This window comes from Klebsiella michiganensis (assembly GCF_015139575.1).
Lineage (GTDB): Bacteria > Pseudomonadota > Gammaproteobacteria > Enterobacterales > Enterobacteriaceae > Klebsiella > Klebsiella michiganensis.
The window spans coordinates 3,392,797-3,410,601 of record NZ_AP022547.1 but is presented as its reverse complement, the minus strand read 5'-3'; the positions used below and the strand labels follow the sequence as shown (position 1 = coordinate 3,410,601).

The following is a 17,805-nucleotide window of genomic DNA, read 5'->3' as shown; positions in this document are numbered from 1 at the left end:
TCACTCTTTCTCCATGTTCAGCGGGAAATGACAGGCATAGAGGTGGTTACGGGCGCCCACCAGCCGGGGCGTTTCGATACATTCGCGCTGGGCATAGGGGCAGCGCGGCCCGAGCCGGCAGCCGATGGGCAGCTGTTCGAGCAAGGGGATCGCCCCCGGCAAGGTGTTGAGCCGACTCTTGTGCGGCATGGCGCTGCCGAAATCGGGAATCGCCCGAATCAGCGCCTGCGTGTAAGGGTGATGAGGAATCGTCACCAGCTCTTCGCTCGGCGCGGTTTCCACCGTCTGCCCGCAGTACATCACGTTGATTTTGTCCGCCCATTTACTGAGCATCTGCATATCGTGACTGATCAGCAAAATAGTGGTGTTATTGTTTTGGTTTAACCGCGTCAGCAGGCGGATGATTTGCGCCTGCGTCGTGGCCTCCATGGCGTTGGTCGGCTCATCGGCGATCAGCAGCCGCGGCTGGTTAGCCAGCGCGATGGCAATCATGACCTTCTGGCACTCTCCGTCCGTCAGCTCGTAGGGGAAACTGCGCATCGCATCTTTATGGTCTTTAATCCCGACGCGGTGCAGGAGCTCGATGGCGCGCCGCTTGCGCCAGCCCAGGCGCTGCCACCAGCGGCCTTTAAAGGTCCAGCCGGGGATATTCTGCGTTAATTGCTGGCCGATCCGTTCGGAAGGGTCGAGACAGGATTGCGGCTCCTGAAAAATCATCGAGACGTTGTGGCCCACCAGCTTACGCCGCTCGCGCACCGACAGACGCAGCAGATCGATGTCGTCAAAGCGCATGCGGTCGGCGGTTACCCGCCAGTTGTCCTTGGTGACGCCGCATATCGCTTTAGCTATTAAGCTTTTGCCGGAGCCGGACTCCCCGACGAGGCCGCGTATTTCCCCCTCGGCGAGAGTCAGGCTGACGCGATCGACGGCTTTCACCCAGCCTTCGTTGGTCTTGAATTCAATGGTTAAATTACGGATGTCGAGTAACGGCATTATTCCACCCCGGCGATGATGGCGCGGCGGATCCCGTCGCCCAGCAGATTAACCAGCAGGACGCTTATCATGATAGCCGCACCCGGCAGCATCACCGTCCACGGCGCCACGTAAATCAGCTCCAGCGCGTCGCCGAGCATCGCTCCCCATTCGGGGGAAGGCAGTTGAGCGCCGAGATCGAGGAAGCCCAGCGCAGCGATATCCAGGATCGCCATCGACAGCGCGCGGGTGATCTCGGTGACCAGGCCTGAGGTAATATTCGGCAGCACCGCGAACCATAAAATATTCAGCGTCGAGGCCCCGTCAAGGCGGGCGGCGATAACGTACTCTTTTTCCAGTTCGTCATGCACCATGCTGTAGACCGAACGCACCATCCGCGGCAGAAGCGCCAGCCAGACGGCGAACATCGCGTGGCTGAGGTGCGGCCCGGCGAAGGCGACCACGATAATGGCCAGCAGCAGGGACGGGATCGATAGCAGCGTGTCAAGAATATGGTTCATCACCGCAGACCGCAGGCCGTGGGTAGAACCGGCAATCACGCCAAGCACCAGTCCCAGCAGGGCGGCGCCCAGCGTCACCACAAACGCGCCGCCGACCGTCGGCGCCGCGCCGCTCAGCAGGCGGCTCAGGACGTCGCGACCGAGATCGTCGGTACCGAGAAAGAACGACACTTCGCCGTACCGTGACCAGGACGGCGGCAGCAGCTGGTAGCCGAGAAACTGCTGGTCGATGCCGTAAGGAGCGAACCAGCCGCCGAAAACGCACAGCAGCGCCAGCGCCGCACAGCCGTACAGGCCGATCATGGCGGTCGTATCGCCGTAGAATTTTCGCCATACGGTGCGCAGCGCACCCGGCGGGCGCTTCTCCAGATAGACGCTATCGTAGGGCATACCATTCCTTATGTTTCAGTGGGTTAGCCATAGCACCCAGAATATCGGATATCACGTTCACAATAATCACCAGCGCGCCGATGACCATCACGCCCGCTGAGATCGCGGCGTAGTCCTGTTGGCGAATCGCGTTAATCAGCCAGCGGCCCAGCCCCGGCCAGCTAAAGACCATTTCGGTAATCATCGCCAGCGTTAGCATGGTGGAAAACTGCAGTCCCAGGCGCGGGATCACCGGCGGCAGGGCGTTGTGCAGGACGTGGCGGTGTAAAATCGTCCGCCGCGATACGCCGCGGGTGGCGGCGGCTTTGACATAGTTGGTGTCGTATACTTCGCTGGTGCTGATACGCATCAAACGGATCACTTCCGTCGTCGGCGCTACCGCCAGGGTTAGCACCGGCAGCACCATGTGGCGCGCCGCGCTGACGATCATTTCATGGCGCCACGGAGAGTCGGATAGCCATGCGTCGATCAGCGCAAAGCCGGTGACCGATTTCACTTCATACAGCAGATCGAAGCGCCCGGAGACCGGAAACCAGCCCAGGGTAAGGGAGAAAAACAGGGTCAGCAGCAGCGCCAGCCAGAAGACGGGAATCGAAAAGCCCAGCAGCGCCAGGGCGCTGATCAGGGTATCTTGCCATTTGTTGCGCATAATGCCCGCCAGCATACCGACGGGGATCCCGACCACCAGCGCGAAGCCGAAGGCGAGGATACAGAGCTCCATGGTGGCGGGAAAGACCTCTTTAAGCTGCTCGGAAATCAGCTGACCGTTGATGCTGGAAACGCCGAAATCCCAGTGCAGCACGCCCTCAAACCAGAATAGCCAGGCGTTCCACAGCGAGGCACCCTGCAGCGGCGCGTGGGGCGTAAAATAGCTCAGGCTAAAACCGACAAAGGTCAGCAGGAAGAGGGTAATCAGCAGCAGCAGCAGGCGACGCAGAGTAAAAATAATCATGGTTTTTTCACCTCGTCTTCTTTTTCCCGCGAGACGCCTGCGAAAGAGGCGTTGCCAAACGGGCTCAGCACCAGGCCTTTCATGTCGTAACGATAGGCCTGCAAGCGCAGGGAGGAGGCCAGCGGCAGCACCGGCAGTTCATTGGCAAGAATGCGCTGCGCCTCTTTGTAGGCCTCAATGCGCGAAGCCAGCTGCTGGGAAGTGAGCGCCTTTTGCAGCACCTCGTCGAATTCGCGATGACACCAGTGAGCATAGTTGGTTTGTGAGGTAATCGCCGCGCAGCTCAAAAGCGGACGGAAAAAGCTGTCCGGATCGTTACTGTCCGTTGCCCAGCCGGACAGCGTCAGGTCATGACTCATATCCATTAATCTGGCCTCCTGGAAGCGACCTTCTACCGGCACAATAATCACCTTCACGCCAATTTGCGCCATATCCGCCTGAATAAGCTCGGCGGTTTTCAGCGGGCTGGGGTTCCAGGCCTGCGAGCTGGTTGGCACCCACAGCTTAAGCGTTAGATTTTCCAGCCCCAGGGCTTTCAGCCGGGCTCGGGCTTCCGCGGGGTTATATTCGGTGATCCTGGCGTCGTTATCGTAGGCCCAGGAGGCGCGAGGCAGCATAGACGCGGCGGTTTCCGCGGTGCCGTAGTAGATCGACTGCATCAGGCGCTGATTATTGATGGCCAGCGCCAGCGCATGGCGCACCTCAGGATTATCGAGCGGCGGCTTAGCGGTGTTAAACGCCAGCCAGGCGATGTTCATTCCCGGGCGCAGGGTCAGGCGCAGACGCGGGTCGTCACGCAAAATAGAGAGCTGGCTTGCGGCGGGCCAGGCCAGCACGTCGCACTCGCCGGTCAGCAGTTTTGACAAGCGGCCGGTGCCGCCGGAGCCGAGGTCGACCACCACCTGCGGCATCAGCGGTTTACCGCGCCAGTAGGCCGGATGGCGCTGCAGGCGAATGTACTGACCGCTGCGATACTCCTCCAACTGGAACGGACCGGTGCCGACCGGTTGCCGGTCGATCAGTTCCTGGCGATCGTTCTGCGCCAGCTTCGCGGCATACTCTGCCGACATCACCGAGGCGTAGTGGGTGGCCAGATGCCACAGGAACGAGGCGTCCGGGCGTTTGAGGCGAAACTCGACGGTATGACTATCCAGCTTACGCACGCTTTCCACGCTGTCGGCAAACTGTAAGCTATCGAAATAGGGAAAGCTGCTGCCGTTAACGTTGTGCCACGGGTGGTCGCGATTAAAAATGCGGCCAAAGGTGAAAATGACGTCATCGGCATTAAAATTACGGGTCGGTTTGAACCAGGCGGTGGTCTGAAAAGGCACGTTGTTGCGCAGGTGGAAGCGGTAGGTTGCGCCGTTGTCCAGCACCTCCCAGCTTTCTGCCAGTTCGGGAACCAGGCGATAAGTATAGGGGTCGACGTCAAGCAACCGGTCGTAGAGCTGGGCGGCCAGGGTATCGACAATCAGGCCGCTGCTGACCTTTTGCGGGTTGAAGGTGTTGACCTGACCGCTCACGCAATAAACGAAGCCGCTATCGCGAATATCCGCGTGCGCAGGCAGCGCTGGCGCGGCAAAAGCTTGCCCGTACAGCATACATACCGCTGCCAGGAGAGAAGACAATTTCAGGCGCATAGTTTCTTTTTGATTATAGAGCAAGGCTCTATCTTATTAATATTAAATAACATTTACCACCACCTTATTGCTCATGGAGATAATATAAGCGAGGGCTGCGTCGGTTATTTGACCAACTGATTCAAATTCATACTGCTTATTAACTTCGAGTATACCTCGTAAATCATCCGACGTTTGTCATCAGGCAAGCGAGGGGTTGAGCAAAGCGTATTTTCGATTCATCTGCCGCACGGCTTGAGGAAGCTATGGGTATTGAGCATGGCGCTTATTTGCGTCGAAGCCCCGATATCCGCCACATGGTATCTTTTTATTGGCGGTTTCTCCAGCCAGCCGTGGCTGTACGGCTGGCTGGCGGTCGAGGCGCTACAGGGGAAGGAGTCGGTTATAGCGGGCGATGTAATCTTTGGGATTAATTTCCAGCTTTTCGCCATCGTGATGGTGGGCAACATAAGTACGCAGTACCAGGCCGCTGTTTTGCGGCGTAATTGTCCAGCCCTGTTGACGATATGCATCTTCGGTTGAGCGGATAAGCAGGTCCGAAAAGATCATCATGACCGAGAGCGCCGGCGCGCGGTGGCTTTTCATGGTATGGACCAGGCTGACGTGCGCCGCATAGCGGCCGAGCGTTGAAGGATTAACCGGAATCATCTTTATTTTCAGTCCATTGAGTCATGATGCGCTGATGATAGTTCACATGAGGATATCTTGCTAGTTACAATTTTTTAACCCCATGCGAACGGGCTGCCGCGCAAGCAAAAGCTATTTTTCACGGCACAGGCCGCTTGCAGAAAGAAGCAGGGTAGTGACGCTGTCACTTTTCAATCGCCGAGCGGCGTGAATTCATAAAGCGCCAGCGCATTGCTCTCCAGCGAATCGACAAGCTGCCAGCGGTCGCTATCGGGCGTCTCTTCACTGACGCGCAGCGCCGGACGCGCTCTGTGCATCAGCCAGCGATAGTCCTCATCGTCCGGTCCGCTTTGGCTGCGAAAGGCCTCAAACAGCGGGAAGAGCGCGCCATGGTGCCGATCGAACAGGTGATGTTTGATTCGCCAGCGTCCTTCAAGGCCGAGCAGGCGCACGCTCCAGGGCTGACTAAAGCGCTGGATAAACGCCTCCTCGCTGGAAAGCCAGGGATTGAAAACTACCGTGTTGCGCAGCAGTAGCTGATAATGGCCGTTATGGCGCAGCAGCAGCAAGTTCTTGTCGTTGATCACCACCTCGCCCCGCAGCCTGCGCCACAGCCATAGCACCCAGTAGACCGGTCGCGGCAGACCGTGGAGATAGTGCAGCGCCAGGCTGGAAGTATCCAGCTTGCCGTTGGCGCGGGCTTCCCCCTGCAGCCCTGAATTCAGCCAGAACCCCGCGAGCCAAACCTGATCCGCCAGTCCCAGCAGATTATCCATCAGCAGCGCGCCGCGAAAGAAACGGCCGTTGGTATCGCGGGTATCGCCGGTGAGGGTATTCCACGAGAGCAGCCAAAGCGGCAGCAGGAGCTGCCGCTGGCGCAGCGCGCTATGAAGTTTGCGCAATTTGTGTACCGGATAGTTTTCGCTGGCGGCCAGTTTCTGGCTATCCACCTGCGCGAGATCCAGCAGTTCATTAGCATCGGCCTGGCAGGCCAGAAAATCCGCCTCGACCAGCAGCGGTGAACGCAGAAGGGGATCGTCCTCCACCTGTTGAGGAAAACGGTGCCAGATCCCCAGCGCCGACTGCGGCGATAGCCTCTGCAGGATCGCCTTTTGTTGCCGCCAGGCGTGCTGGCGGGCTTCGTCGCTGGCCTGAGGGGACCAGTGCCATACGAAGTGCCAGCTGGCGAGGGTTGCCGGCGGAAAATGGTTAGCGGACAGAGAGAGGAAACGTTGCAGCAGATCGCCGCGGGTGGTGAGTCCGGTATGCAGTATCACCGCCAAGCCCTGGGTCGCCAGCCAGCTAAAAATGCGCTGCAGGTTATACCAGCAGGCATACCCGGCCATTTGCGGATCGTCCCAGCCGGTGCCGAACAGGCGGCTGCTGAGAAACGGATCGTGAATATCGATGGCGAATATCGGCAGCGCGTCGTGCAGCTGTTCCAGTTCGCGGCGGACATCCTCGCGCAGCAGATCGTCCAGTTCACGAACGGTAATCACCATTCGGGTGTGACGCAGCGGCGCGCCGCGCGCCGGGAGTTCGCGAACATCGAGATGGCGGGTTTGTTGGGGGCTGAGCCGCAGCGGCGGGCTATCCAGACCGTAGGTTTGCGGCGCGTTGAGCCGGGCGTACAGCCGATCGATTGACACCGGCTGCCATCGCTCGGTCTGCTGTAGGTGCGGGCGGAGAGATTCGACCGCCGTCTGCGGGTGCTGCTGGCGGAACTGGCGCGGCGTCAGGCCGTGCTCGCGTTTAAACAGGTCGCTCATCACCCGGCTGCTGGCAAAGCCCTGCTGCTGAGCGATCTGCTGTATCGATTGACGCGTCGTCGTCAGCTGCTCCGCGGCTTTGCGCAGGCGCAGCCCGGTGATGTACTGCATAAAGCTGACGCCCACCTCTTTGCGGAACAGACGCGAGAGCCAGGCCTCAGAAACAAACTCCGCGGCGGCTATCTCCTGCAGCGACAGGCGCTGTTGATAGTTGGCGTCGATTCGCGCCACCACTCTGTTAATTCGCTGGCTCCAGCGTTCGGCTCCGCGAGACGCCTGGGCGGTGAGGGGACGGCTGAAGCGTGACGCCAGCAGGAGAGCAATTTCGCTAAGCCAGCGGTTGGCCTCCAGCCGGTAGTGGGCCTGCGGATTGACCAGACCGAGGACCAGCAGCTGGCGCATCAGGTAGCGCAGGGTGTCTTCGGCATCGCGGGTTTCGCTGCTGCTCTGGTAGGCGGAGGCAAAAAAATCGCCGTCGAGGCGGGTCAGCCATCCGGCGTTCAGCGACAGCACCATCACGACGTTCGCCGTCTTGCTGTGCAGGCTCCAGCGGCGATGACGATTCACTATCGCCAGTTCATCGGCCTGCAGGTACCGACCCGTCTCGCCATCGCGGAGTTCGACGCTGCCCTCAAGCAGCCATAGCAGCGTCAGAGCATCGTTTTCCTGCTGGCTCAGCTGCCGGATATCGCGAACCACAACCTGAAAGTCGCCTGAATGATGCTCCACCGTCGCCTCCTGAAGACAAAAAACAGCACGTCATTTTTTGTCATAACCGTTTTGTATGAAAAACACTCATTAATAATCCGTCACTATAAAACAAAAAAGCGCATTTTAAAGCCAACAGGGATGCATAAACTCGAAAGTGTCGTGCAAACACAACACAGGAATAATAAAAATGACACACCCGATTATTGAGGCATTACAGGTTAACGAGGCGCAGTTTGTCGCGCTTCGCCGCCGTTTCCATCAGCAGCCGGAAATTGGTTTTGAAGAGCATAAAACCAGCGAAGAGGTTGCCCGCCTGCTCGGCGAATGGGGCTATCAGGTTCACCGCGGTCTGGCGGGCACCGGCGTGGTCGGTACTTTACGCGTCGGCGAGGGTAAAAAACGGTTGGGGCTACGGGCGGATATGGACGCCCTGCCGATGCAGGAGATGAGCGGCAAAGCGTGGGCCAGCCGGGTCGACGGTCGTTTTCACGGCTGCGGCCACGATGGCCATACCACCACGCTATTGTACGCCGCGGAATATCTGGCGCGCACCCGGCAGTTTAACGGCACCCTGCAGCTTATTTTTCAGCCTGCTGAGGAATTACTCTACGGCGGTCGGGTCATGCTGGAAGACGGCCTGTTTGACCAGTTCCCCTGCGATGCCATTTTTGGCCTGCATAATATGCCGGGGCAGCCGTTAGGCAGAATCGGCCTGCGCGATGGGGCGATGATGGCCTCCTCGGATACTCTCCATATTGAAGTCAAAGGGGTGGGCGGACACGGCGCGGTACCGGAGCATACCGTCGACGCCACGCTGGTTGCCTGTCATATCACCCTGGCGCTGCAATCCATTGTTTCCCGAAACATCACGCCGTTTGAACCGGCGGTCGTGACCGTGGGCAGCATTCAGGCCGGGCACGCCCCGAACATTATCAACGACAAGGTGTTAATGAAGCTCACGGTGCGCACCTTAAACGAACAGGTTCGCGAGACCGTCCTGCAGCGCATTCACGATATCGCCGTTGCTCAGGCCGAGAGCTTTAACGCCAGCGCCGCCTTAACCCACGTTAACGGCAGCCCGGTTTTAAGGAACGATCCGGCTGCCAATGAGATGGTCCGCACGGTGGCGACCGCGCTGTTTGGCGAGGCGCAGGTCGGCGAGGTGAAGCCGTTTATGGGCAGCGAAGATTTTGCTTTTATGCTCGAGCGCAATCCGAACGGCTGCTATTTCACTATCGGGGCCGGGGACGAAGCGGATCGCTGCATGGTGCATAACCCGGGATACGACTTCAACGATGCGCTGTTGCTGAAAGGCGCCGCGCTGTGGTGCGCCCTGACGGAACACTATTTGCGTTAATGTCCGCAACGAAGAGGACCCTGCTATGAGTTCTGTATCGCTAAGCGAAGCGCAGTTCGTCGGCACCGATCGTCTGCTGGCGGGTATTGTATTGAGCGTTCTGACCTTCTGGCTGTTTGCCCAGTCGGTGATTAACGTGGTTCCGGCGATGAAGAGCAGCCTCGATATTTCGCTGGAAACCCTGACCCTGGCGGTGAGCCTGAGCGCGTTATTCAGCGGCTGCTTCGTGGTCGCCAGCGGCGGGCTGGCGGATAAATTCGGCCGCATGCGCATGACTACCCTGGGCCTGATCCTCAGCATTGTCGGTAGCGCAATGCTGGTGCTCTCTCAGGGACCCGCGCTGTTCCTCGCCGGGCGCGTTTTACAGGGGCTGTCGGCCGCCTGCATCATGCCGGCGACGCTGGCGTTAATTAAAACCTGGTATGAAGGCAAAGCGCGCCAGCGGGCGGTCAGCTTCTGGGTCATCGGCTCGTGGGGCGGCAGCGGTCTGTGTTCGTTTGTCGGCGGGGCGATCGCCACCGGTCTGGGCTGGCGCTGGATCTTTGTTTTCTCCATCGCGGTAGCGCTGGCGGCGCTGTTTTTGCTGCGCGGTACGCCGGAAAGCCGCAGCGCCAGCGCGCAGCAGCATAAGCTGGACATCAGCGGCCTGCTCAGCCTGATCCTTGCGCTGGTGCTGCTAAATCTGTTTATCAGCAAAGGCCACGGCTGGGGCTGGACCAGCGCAACCTCGCTGGCGATGCTGGCCGGCGCGCTGGCATCGGGGCTGTTTTTTATCCGCAGCGGCCAGCGTAAGGGCGACGCGGCGCTGATTGATTTCGCGCTGTTTCGCAACCGGGCCTACAGCGCCGCGGTGTTGTCGAACTTTATGCTCAACGGCGCCATCGGTACGATGATGATTGCCAGCATCTGGCTCCAGCAGGGGCATCATCTGAGCCCGCTGGAGAGCGGAATGATGACGCTCGGCTATCTGGTTACCGTGCTGGCGATGATTCGGGTGGGCGAGAAGCTGCTGCAACGCTACGGCGCGCGTTTGCCGATGATGAGCGGCCCGGTCTTTACCGCGGTCGGTATTCTTCTTATCTCCTGCACCTTCCTCGATAAATCGACCTATATCGTCACGGTCTTTTTCAGCAACGTGCTGTTTGGCTTCGGCCTGGGCTGCTACGCCACCCCGTCAACGGACACCGCGGTGGTTAACGCTCCTGAGAATAAGGTAGGCGTGGCCTCGGGGATCTATAAGATGGGCAGTTCGCTCGGCGGAGCGATGGGTATTGCGGTGACAGCGTCACTTTTTGCGCTGTTTTTACCGCTCGGCATGGCCAGCGCGGCGCAGTATGCGCTGTGGTTTAACGCCGCGCTCTGCCTGGGTTCAATGGCGGTGAGCGCGCTGCTGCTTCCGCGTACAGGTCAAAGCTGATGTTTTTTCAGCAGCGCCCGCAGCTGGTGGTAGGTTAGCCCCAGCAGTTCGGCCGCCTGCTTTTGATTGTACTTCGCCTGTTCGAGGCTTCTCTCGAGCAGGCTTTTTTCTTGCTCCTGCTGGAAAGCGCGTAAATCGAGCGGCAGCGTGGGGCCAGGCGTCTTCTCCACTTCGACGGGCGTCGCCGCGTGCTGCTGGCGGAAGGGGTTAATAATAATATTATCCAGCTCGCGCTCGCTGCTGCCGTGACGGTAGACCGAGCGTTCAACCACGTTTTTTAATTCACGGATATTCCCCGGCCAGCGGTAGTTCTGCAGCGTCATGGCGGCGCGTTCGCTAAAGCCGGGAAACAGCGGCAGTCCGAGCTCGCGGCACATCTGGATAGCAAACTGGGTGGCGAGCAGCATGATATCGCTCTGGCGCTCGCGCAGCGGCGGCAGCTGCACCACATCAAAGGCCAGACGGTCGAGAAGGTCGGCGCGAAAAAGTCCGTCTTCCACCATTTGCGGCAGGTCGGCGTTGGTCGCGCACACCAGGCGGACGTTAACCTGTAGCGGCTGGCTGCCGCCGACGCGCTCCAGTTCGCCATATTCAATCACGCGCAGCAGTTTTTCCTGTACCAGCATCGGCGCGGTGGCCAGCTCATCGAGAAACAGGGTACCGCCGTCGGCGCGCTCGAAGCGCCCCGGGTGACGTTTACTGGCCCCCGTAAAGGCGCCGGCCTCATGACCGAACAGCTCCGAATCGAGCAGATTTTCATTGAGCGCCGCGCAGTTCAGGGAGATAAACGGCCCCTGCCAGCGGGAAGAGAGGAAGTGCAGACGGCTGGCGATCAGCTCCTTGCCGGTTCCGCGCTCGCCAATCACCAGCACCGGTTTATCGAGCGGCGCCAGTCTTGAGACCTGCTCCAGCACCTCAAGAAAGCTATTGGCCTCGCCGAGCAGGTTGTCCTTGTAATCCGCCATGATGAATTTCGCCATTTAGTAGTGTGATTCACCAGGTCACTTTAGCAATGCGCTGGCCGGATAACAACCACTTCCATTAAAATCAATAAGATAAAAACTTGGCACGGCATTTGTATTAGTCATGGCACAGGCCGGTGCCTGATACCAGAACTATGAGGATTGAAATTATGGGTATTTTTTCTCGTTTTGCCGACATCGTGAACGCCAACATTAACTCTCTGCTGGAGAAAGCGGAAGATCCGCAGAAGCTGGTTCGGCTGATGATCCAGGAGATGGAAGACACGCTGGTTGAAGTCCGTTCGACCTCGGCGCGGGCGTTGGCTGAAAAGAAACAGCTGAGCCGTCGTATTGAACAGGCCGTTGCCCAGCAGGCGGAATGGCAGGAAAAAGCCGAGCTGGCGCTGCGTAAAGAGAAAGAGGATCTGGCCCGTGCGGCGCTGATCGAAAAGCAGAAGCTGACCGACCTTATCGGCAGCCTGGAAAACGAAGCGCAGTTGGTTGATGAAACGCTGGCGCGGATGAAAAAAGAGATTGGCGAGCTGGAAAACAAACTCAGCGAAACCCGCGCCCGTCAGCAGGCGCTGATGCTGCGTCATCAGGCCGCAAGCTCCTCCCGCGACGTTCGCCGTCAGCTGGACAGCGGTAAGATTGACGAGGCGATGGCGCGTTTTGAATCGTTTGAACGCCGTATCGATCATATGGAAGCCGAAGCCGAAAGCCACCGCTTCGGTAAAGATAAATCGCTGGATCAGCAGTTCGCCGATCTGAAAGCGGACGATGAAATCAGCGAGCAGCTGGCGGCGTTGAAAGCCAAAATGAATCAAAATAACCAGTAATGTCTTCGGGCGGCACCAAGACGTGCCGCCGCCATCAGCAAGGAGTTCACATGAGCATGCTTTTTCTCGCCATCCCTTTGACGTTGTTTGTGCTGTTTGTTTTGCCGGTCTGGCTCTGGCTGCATTACAACAACCGCACCGCCAGCGGCAGCCTATCGCAGAACGAACAGCAGCGCCTGCTGCAGCTGACCGATGACGCGAAGCGCATGCGCGAGCGTATTCAGGCGCTGGAGGCGATTCTTGACGCTGAGCATCCGAACTGGAGAGAGAAATAATGAGCGGACTGGATCTGAGTAAAAAACTGTGGCGCATTCCGCAGCAGGGCATGGTGAAAGGGGTTTGCGCCGGCATCGCGCAGTACCTGGACGTGCCGGTTAAGCTGGTGCGCCTGATTACCGTACTGGCAATGATTTTTGGCCTGTTCCTGTTTGTGGTGGTGGCCTACATCATTCTCTCGTTTGCGCTGGATCCTATGCCGGAAAGCGAGCTGTATGGTGAAAAAACGCCGAGCAGCGGAGAGCTGTTGGCCGCCGCGGATAAGGAGCTGGCAGCAGGGGAGCGTCGTCTGCGTGAAATGGAACGCTACGTCACTTCCGACACCTTTTCGCTACGCAGTCGTTTTCGCCAGCTATAACTGAAAGTTGAGGTTAATAATGAACATGAAATGGCAGCAGGCCGGGCAAAAAGTCAAACCGGGTCTGAAAATCGCAGGCAAGCTGGTGCTGCTCACCGCGCTGCGCTACGGCCCGGCGGGCGTCGCAGGCTGGGCGGTAAAATCCGTCGCGCGTCGGCCGCTGAAAATGCTGCTGATGCTTGTTCTGGAACCGATGCTCAGCCGGGCGGCGCAGCGGTTTTCTAAACGTCGCGGATGGCGTATGTTATGAGTGCCTAAAAACTCACTCTATCAGGATGATAAAATGCGAAAACTGCTTCTGGGTTTAGCGCTGGCCATGGCCTTACCCGTCTTCGCGGCGGAGCACTGGATTGACGTCCGCGTTCCGCAGCAGTATCAAAAAGAACACGTCGACGGGGCGGTGAATATCCCGCTGGCGGATTTAAAAACGCGGATTGCGGCTGAAGTACCGGATAAAAACGATACCATTCACGTCTATTGCAACGTTGGCCGGCAATCTGGCCAGGCTCAGCAGATGCTGAGCGAAATGGGCTACACGCAGGTGGTGAATGCCGGCGGCCTCAGTCAGATCGCCAGGCCGAAAAGCGCCAGCAAATAATCTTCAGCCCCGTCGCAGCGGGGCTATTGCACTTTATGATTAGCCCTCATGTCTATTTCCCTCGTTCTTCAGGCTCAACAGGATGGCGATGAAGCGACTCAAAACAGAATTTAATGCGCTGGTGAATCGTGGGGTTGACCGGCATCTTCGCCTGGCCGTCACCGGCCTTAGCCGCAGCGGCAAGACCGCCTTTATCACCGCGCTGGTAAATCAACTGCTCAATATTCACGCCGGGGCGCGGCTGCCGCTGCTCAGCGCAGCGCGTGAAGAACGCCTGCTGGGCGTCAAGCGCGTCCCGCAGCGGGATTTCGGCATTCCGCGTTTTACCTATGACGAAGGGCTGGCCCAGCTGTACGGTCAGCCGCCGGTCTGGCCAACGCCCACCCGCGGCGTCAGCGAAATCCGCCTCGCTCTGCGCTATCGCTCCAACGATTCGCTGCTGCGCCATTTTAAAGAGACCTCGACCCTCTACCTGGAGATTGTCGACTATCCCGGCGAGTGGCTGCTGGATTTGCCAATGCTGGCCCAGGACTATCTGACCTGGTCACGGCAGATGACCGGATTACTGCAGGGGCAGAGGGCGGAGTGGTCAGCGCGCTGGCGGCAGCTATGCGAAGGACTGGATCCGCTGGCGCCCGCCGATGAAACCCGTCTGGCGGAGATCGCCGCGGCGTGGACCGACTATTTGCATACCTGTAAGCGCGAAGGGATGCACTTCATTCAGCCGGGGCGCTTTGTGCTGCCCGGCGAAATGGCCGGCGCGCCGGCGCTGCAGTTCTTCCCCTGGCCGGACGTTGATGCCGCCGGTGAAGCTAAGCTGGCGCAGGCGGACAAACAGACCAATGCCGGAATGCTGCGCGAGCGTTTTAAATACTACTGCGAGAAAGTGGTTAAGGGCTTCTACAAAGATCATTTCCTGCGCTTCGATCGGCAGATCGTGCTGGTGGATTGCCTGCAGCCGCTTAATAGCGGGCCGCAGGCGTTTAACGACATGCGTCTCGCGCTGACGCAGCTGATGCAAAGCTTCCACTACGGGCAGCGCACGCTGTTTCGTCGCCTGTTCTCACCGGTTATCGATAAGCTGCTGTTCGCCGCGACCAAAGCCGATCACGTCACCGTCGATCAGCACAGCAATATGGTGTCGCTGCTGCAGCAGCTGATTCAGGATGCCTGGCAGAACGCGGCGTTTGAAGGCATCAGCATGGATTGTCTGGGGTTGGCGTCGATTCAGGCGACGCAGAGCGGCCTTATCGAGGTGAACGGCGAGAAGATCCCTGCGCTGCGCGGGCATAGGCTAAGCGACGGACAGCCGCTGACCGTCTATCCCGGCGAAGTGCCCGCGCGCCTGCCGGGTCAGGCCTTCTGGGAGCAGCAGGGTTTTCAGTTTGAAAACTTTCGCCCGCAGGTAATGGACGTTGATAAACCGCTGCCGCATATTCGCCTCGACGCGGCACTGGAATTTTTGATCGGAGATAAATTGCGATGACCGAACCTTTAAAACCGCGTATCGATTTCGATGGCCCGCTGGAGGTGGAAAAGGCGCAAATTCTGAAATCCGCGCGCGCTTTTGACGGCGCCGATGCGGAGAAGTTCGCTCCAGCGCGGCTCGACGCGCCGGAAGAAGAAGAGGGCGCGGCGGAAGCGGCGGTTGAATCGGTGCTGCGACCTAAGCGCAGCCTGTGGCGAAAGATGGTCAGCGCCGGGCTGGCTATTTTTGGCGTCAGCGTCGTGGCGCAGGGCGTGCAGTGGACGATGACCGCCTGGCAAACGCAGGACTGGATCGCCCTTGGCGGCTGCGCAGCCGGCGCGCTGATCGTCGGGGCGGGCGTCGGTTCGGTGGCGACCGAATGGCGCCGGCTGTGGCGACTACGCCAGCGCGCCCACGAGCGCGATGAGGCGCGGGACCTGATGCACAGCCATGCGGTCGGCAAAGGGCGCGCCTTTTGCGAAAAGCTGGCCCAGCAGGCGGGGCTGGATCACTCGCACCCGGCGCTGCAGCGCTGGTATGCGGCGATCCATGAAACGCAGAACGATCGTGAAGTGGTGAGCCTGTACGCGCAGATCGTGCAGCCGGTACTGGATGCGCAGGCGCGGCGTGAGATTAGCCGTTCGGCGGCGGAATCGACGCTGATGATTGCCGTCAGCCCGCTGGCGCTGGTGGATATGGCGTTTATCGCCTGGCGTAATTTACGTCTGATCAACCGCATCGCCACTCTGTACGGTATTGAACTGGGCTACTACAGCCGCCTGCGCCTGTTCCGCCTGGTGCTGCTGAATATCGCTTTTGCCGGCGCCAGCGAGCTGGTGCGGGAAGTCGGGATGGACTGGATGTCGCAGGATCTCGCGGCCAGGCTATCGGCGCGCGCGGCGCAGGGAATTGGCGCCGGTCTGCTGACGGCGCGGCTGGGTATTAAGGCGATGGAGCTGTGCCGTCCGCTGCCGTGGATCGCCGACGATAAACCGCGGCTGGGGGATTTTCGCCGCGAGCTGATCGGCCAGCTAAAAGAGACGTTGCAGAAGAGCAAAAGCGGCGCGGAAAAATAAGTCGCTTAAGCATTCCCGGCTTGCGGCGTGAACGCCTTAGCCGGCTACCGTTTCACAGAAGGCTGTAACCTGTAGCCCGGCTACGCGCAGCGCAAGCCGGGGAGAAAAGCAGAAGCGATGATAGCCGCTTATCTCATCGTCATTTTTCCTCTGAGCGCATAACTTTACGGCAGAAAGGCCATTTTTCCGCCATACTGTCAATAATTGTTGACAGCTATCTTCACGCCAGCAAATAACTGTCCTATCATTCATCGGTTATTGGCCTCTTTAGGGTGAAAACGCCTATGCGTCTTGAAGTCTTTTGTGAAGACCGTCTTGGTCTGACTCGTGAATTGCTCGATTTACTGGTGCTGCGCGGTATCGACCTGCGGGGCATCGATATTGACCCTATTGGCCGAATTTATCTCAACTTCGCCGAGCTGGATTTCGCCAGCTTCAGCAGCCTGATGGCGGAAATTCGTCGTATCGCCGGCGTCACCGACGTGCGCACCGTGGCGTGGATGCCGTCAGAGCGCGAACATCTGGCGCTCAGCGCGCTGCTGGTGGCGATGCCTGAGCCGGTGCTGTCTCTCGACACCAAAGGAAAAGTCGAACTGGCTAACCCGGCCAGCTGCCAGCTGTTTGGCCAGAGTCAGGAGAAGCTGCGCAGCCACCCGGTCGCGCAGCTGATTACCGATTTTAACGTCCAGCGCTGGCTGGAAAACAGTCCGCAGGAGTCCCACGCCGAGCACGTGGTGGTTAACGGGCAGAACTTCCTGCTGGAGATCACCCCGGTTTATCTCGAAGGCGAACACGGCGAGAAGGTACTGACCGGCGCGGTAGCGATGCTGCGTTCAACGGTCCGTATGGGGCGCCAGCTGCAAACGATGACCATTCAGGACACCAGCGCCTTTAGCCAGATCCTCGCCGTAGGCCCGAAAATGCGCCACGTTGTCGAGCAGGCCCGTAAGCTGGCCATGCTCAGCGCGCCGCTGCTGATCGTCGGTGATACCGGCACAGGGAAAGATTTGCTGGCCCACGCCTGCCATCTGGCCAGCCCGCGCGCGGGGAAACCTTATCTGGCGCTGAACTGCGGCTCCATCCCGGAAGACGCGGTGGAGAGCGAGCTGTTCGGCGACGCCGTTCAGGGCAAGAAAGGCTTCTTCGAGCAGGCTAACGGCGGCTCGGTTTTGCTGGATGAAATTGGCGAAATGTCGCCGCGCATGCAGACCAAGCTGCTGCGCTTCCTCAACGATGGAACTTTCCGCCGCGTTGGTGAAGATCATGAAGTCCACGTTGATGTCCGGGTGATCTGCGCTACCCAGAAAAACCTGGTGGAGCTGGTGCAAAAAGGGCTGTTCCGCGAGGACCTCTACTACCGTCTTAACGTCCTGACCCTGTATCTGCCGCCGCTGCGCGATTGCCCGCAGGACATCATGCCGCTGACCGAGCTGTTCGTGGCGCGTTTTGCCGATGAGCAGGGCATCCCGCGGCCGAAACTCTCCGCTGATTTGAACAGCGTTTTGATGCGCTACAGCTGGCCGGGCAACGTGCGCCAGCTCAAAAATGCGATCTATCGCGCGCTGACGCAGCTGGACGGTTTCGAGCTGCGCCCTCAGGATATTCTGCTGCCGGATCACGACGTCTCCTCGCTGGCGGTAGGCGAAGAAGCGATGGAAGGCTCGCTGGATGATATTACCCGCCGTTTCGAACGCTCGGTGCTCACCCAGCTTTATCGCAGCTTCCCCAGCACGCGTAAGCTGGCCAAGCGTCTTGGCGTCTCGCATACCGCCATCGCCAATAAGCTGCGCGAATATGGCCTGAGCCAGAAAAAGGGCGATGAGTAATGCCCGTCGGCCGGCTGCCTGCGCCGCCGGCCGGCATTTCCAGAAA

17 protein-coding genes are annotated in these 17,805 nt (G+C 59.2%); 10 read left to right on the top strand and 7 right to left on the bottom strand.

What is annotated here, in order from left to right; translation table 11 throughout:
• The 6 genes from sapD to JLG71_RS15990 all read right to left on the bottom strand — a co-directional run bounded on the left by sapD (position 1) and on the right by JLG71_RS15990 (position 7,600).
• Positions 1-993, bottom strand: coding sequence for a putrescine export ABC transporter ATP-binding protein SapD (gene sapD, locus JLG71_RS16015; RefSeq protein ID WP_004850183.1), 993 nt, complete (start codon positions 991-993; stop codon positions 1-3).
• Positions 993-1,883 (bottom strand): putrescine export ABC transporter permease SapC, encoded by an 891-nt coding sequence (gene sapC, locus JLG71_RS16010; RefSeq protein ID WP_004139490.1) that lies wholly within the window; start codon positions 1,881-1,883, stop codon positions 993-995. Before sapC ends, sapD begins: the two co-directional genes overlap by 1 nt.
• Positions 1,870-2,835, bottom strand: a complete 966-nt coding sequence (gene sapB, locus JLG71_RS16005; RefSeq protein ID WP_004850191.1) for a putrescine export ABC transporter permease SapB — start codon at positions 2,833-2,835, stop codon at positions 1,870-1,872. Before sapB ends, sapC begins: the two co-directional genes overlap by 14 nt.
• Positions 2,832-4,475, bottom strand: a complete 1,644-nt coding sequence (sapA, locus tag JLG71_RS16000) for an ABC transporter substrate-binding protein SapA (RefSeq protein WP_048261852.1) — start codon at positions 4,473-4,475, stop codon at positions 2,832-2,834. Before sapA ends, sapB begins: the two co-directional genes overlap by 4 nt.
• 363 nt (positions 4,476-4,838) lie before the next feature.
• A complete protein-coding gene (locus tag JLG71_RS15995) occupies positions 4,839-5,123 on the bottom strand; it encodes a hypothetical protein (protein ID WP_004850195.1) in 285 nt (94 codons plus the stop codon).
• Positions 5,124-5,293: 170 nt separating this feature from the next.
• The gene (locus tag JLG71_RS15990) at positions 5,294-7,600 is read right to left on the bottom strand and encodes a helix-turn-helix domain-containing protein (RefSeq protein WP_200913675.1); all 2,307 of its coding nucleotides are present in this window, start codon (positions 7,598-7,600) and stop codon (positions 5,294-5,296) included.
• A gap of 169 nt (positions 7,601-7,769) precedes the next feature.
• Here JLG71_RS15990 and JLG71_RS15985 point away from each other — a divergent pair, with 169 nt between their 5' ends.
• Positions 7,770-8,939 carry a M20 aminoacylase family protein gene (locus JLG71_RS15985; protein ID WP_032719778.1) on the top strand — a complete coding sequence of 390 codons (1,170 nt, stop codon included), beginning with the start codon at positions 7,770-7,772 and terminating at the stop codon, positions 8,937-8,939.
• 25 nt (positions 8,940-8,964) lie between these two features.
• Positions 8,965-10,356: an MFS transporter gene (locus JLG71_RS15980; protein WP_004850201.1), complete on the top strand. Its 1,392-nt coding sequence runs from the start codon at positions 8,965-8,967 to the stop codon at positions 10,354-10,356.
• On the opposite strand, the gene pspF is transcribed toward JLG71_RS15980, so the two are convergent.
• Positions 10,347-11,336: a phage shock protein operon transcriptional activator gene (gene pspF, locus JLG71_RS15975; protein WP_014838225.1), complete on the bottom strand. Its 990-nt coding sequence runs from the start codon at positions 11,334-11,336 to the stop codon at positions 10,347-10,349. The two genes, JLG71_RS15980 and pspF, sit on opposite strands and share 10 nt — an antisense overlap.
• A gap of 152 nt (positions 11,337-11,488) precedes the next feature.
• Between pspF and pspA the strand changes: the two genes are divergently transcribed.
• The 8 genes from pspA (at position 11,489) to tyrR (ending at position 17,759) form a co-directional block, all read left to right on the top strand.
• Positions 11,489-12,157, top strand: a complete 669-nt coding sequence (gene pspA / locus JLG71_RS15970) for a phage shock protein PspA (protein ID WP_004121203.1) — start codon at positions 11,489-11,491, stop codon at positions 12,155-12,157.
• 50 nt (positions 12,158-12,207) lie between these two features.
• Positions 12,208-12,432 carry an envelope stress response membrane protein PspB gene (gene pspB / locus JLG71_RS15965; protein ID WP_004101459.1) on the top strand — a complete coding sequence of 75 codons (225 nt, stop codon included), beginning with the start codon at positions 12,208-12,210 and terminating at the stop codon, positions 12,430-12,432.
• Positions 12,432-12,791, top strand: a complete 360-nt coding sequence (gene pspC / locus JLG71_RS15960) for an envelope stress response membrane protein PspC (protein ID WP_004850207.1) — start codon at positions 12,432-12,434, stop codon at positions 12,789-12,791. Before pspB ends, pspC begins: the two co-directional genes overlap by 1 nt.
• Positions 12,792-12,810: 19 nt before the next feature.
• Complete coding sequence (pspD, locus tag JLG71_RS15955; protein ID WP_004101464.1) at positions 12,811-13,041, top strand: phage shock protein PspD; 231 nt, start codon at positions 12,811-12,813, stop codon at positions 13,039-13,041.
• 33 nt (positions 13,042-13,074) lie between these two features.
• Positions 13,075-13,389: a thiosulfate sulfurtransferase PspE gene (gene pspE, locus JLG71_RS15950; RefSeq protein WP_014229028.1), complete on the top strand. Its 315-nt coding sequence runs from the start codon at positions 13,075-13,077 to the stop codon at positions 13,387-13,389.
• 88 nt (positions 13,390-13,477) lie between these two features.
• Complete coding sequence (locus JLG71_RS15945) at positions 13,478-14,875, top strand: YcjX family GTP-binding protein (RefSeq protein ID WP_014229029.1); 1,398 nt, start codon at positions 13,478-13,480, stop codon at positions 14,873-14,875.
• The gene (locus tag JLG71_RS15940; protein WP_064358853.1) at positions 14,872-15,933 is read left to right on the top strand and encodes a YcjF family protein; all 1,062 of its coding nucleotides are present in this window, start codon (positions 14,872-14,874) and stop codon (positions 15,931-15,933) included. Before JLG71_RS15945 ends, JLG71_RS15940 begins: the two co-directional genes overlap by 4 nt.
• Before the next feature lie 284 nt (positions 15,934-16,217).
• The gene (tyrR, locus tag JLG71_RS15935; RefSeq protein WP_004850219.1) at positions 16,218-17,759 is read left to right on the top strand and encodes a transcriptional regulator TyrR; all 1,542 of its coding nucleotides are present in this window, start codon (positions 16,218-16,220) and stop codon (positions 17,757-17,759) included.
• The last annotated feature ends 46 nt before the right edge of the window (positions 17,760-17,805 follow it).

Excerpts from the sequence above, each read along its gene's own strand:
- sapD (WP_004850183.1), bottom strand. The coding sequence starts at position 993 with ATGCCGTTACTCGACATCCGTAATTTAACCATTGAATTCAAGACCAAC.
- sapC (WP_004139490.1), bottom strand. The coding sequence starts at position 1,883 with ATGCCCTACGATAGCGTCTATCTGGAGAAGCGCCCGCCGGGTGCGCTG.
- sapB (WP_004850191.1), bottom strand. The coding sequence starts at position 2,835 with ATGATTATTTTTACTCTGCGTCGCCTGCTGCTGCTGCTGATTACCCTC.
- sapA (WP_048261852.1), bottom strand. The coding sequence starts at position 4,475 with ATGCGCCTGAAATTGTCTTCTCTCCTGGCAGCGGTATGTATGCTGTAC.
- JLG71_RS15995 (WP_004850195.1), bottom strand. The coding sequence starts at position 5,123 with ATGATTCCGGTTAATCCTTCAACGCTCGGCCGCTATGCGGCGCACGTC.
- JLG71_RS15985 (WP_032719778.1), top strand. The coding sequence starts at position 7,770 with ATGACACACCCGATTATTGAGGCATTACAGGTTAACGAGGCGCAGTTT.
- JLG71_RS15980 (WP_004850201.1), top strand. The coding sequence starts at position 8,965 with ATGAGTTCTGTATCGCTAAGCGAAGCGCAGTTCGTCGGCACCGATCGT.
- pspF (WP_014838225.1), bottom strand. The coding sequence starts at position 11,336 with ATGGCGAAATTCATCATGGCGGATTACAAGGACAACCTGCTCGGCGAG.
- pspA (WP_004121203.1), top strand. The coding sequence starts at position 11,489 with ATGGGTATTTTTTCTCGTTTTGCCGACATCGTGAACGCCAACATTAAC.
- pspB (WP_004101459.1), top strand. The coding sequence starts at position 12,208 with ATGAGCATGCTTTTTCTCGCCATCCCTTTGACGTTGTTTGTGCTGTTT.
- pspC (WP_004850207.1), top strand. The coding sequence starts at position 12,432 with ATGAGCGGACTGGATCTGAGTAAAAAACTGTGGCGCATTCCGCAGCAG.
- pspD (WP_004101464.1), top strand. The coding sequence starts at position 12,811 with ATGAACATGAAATGGCAGCAGGCCGGGCAAAAAGTCAAACCGGGTCTG.
- pspE (WP_014229028.1), top strand. The coding sequence starts at position 13,075 with ATGCGAAAACTGCTTCTGGGTTTAGCGCTGGCCATGGCCTTACCCGTC.
- JLG71_RS15945 (WP_014229029.1), top strand. The coding sequence starts at position 13,478 with ATGAAGCGACTCAAAACAGAATTTAATGCGCTGGTGAATCGTGGGGTT.
- JLG71_RS15940 (WP_064358853.1), top strand. The coding sequence starts at position 14,872 with ATGACCGAACCTTTAAAACCGCGTATCGATTTCGATGGCCCGCTGGAG.
- tyrR (WP_004850219.1), top strand. The coding sequence starts at position 16,218 with ATGCGTCTTGAAGTCTTTTGTGAAGACCGTCTTGGTCTGACTCGTGAA.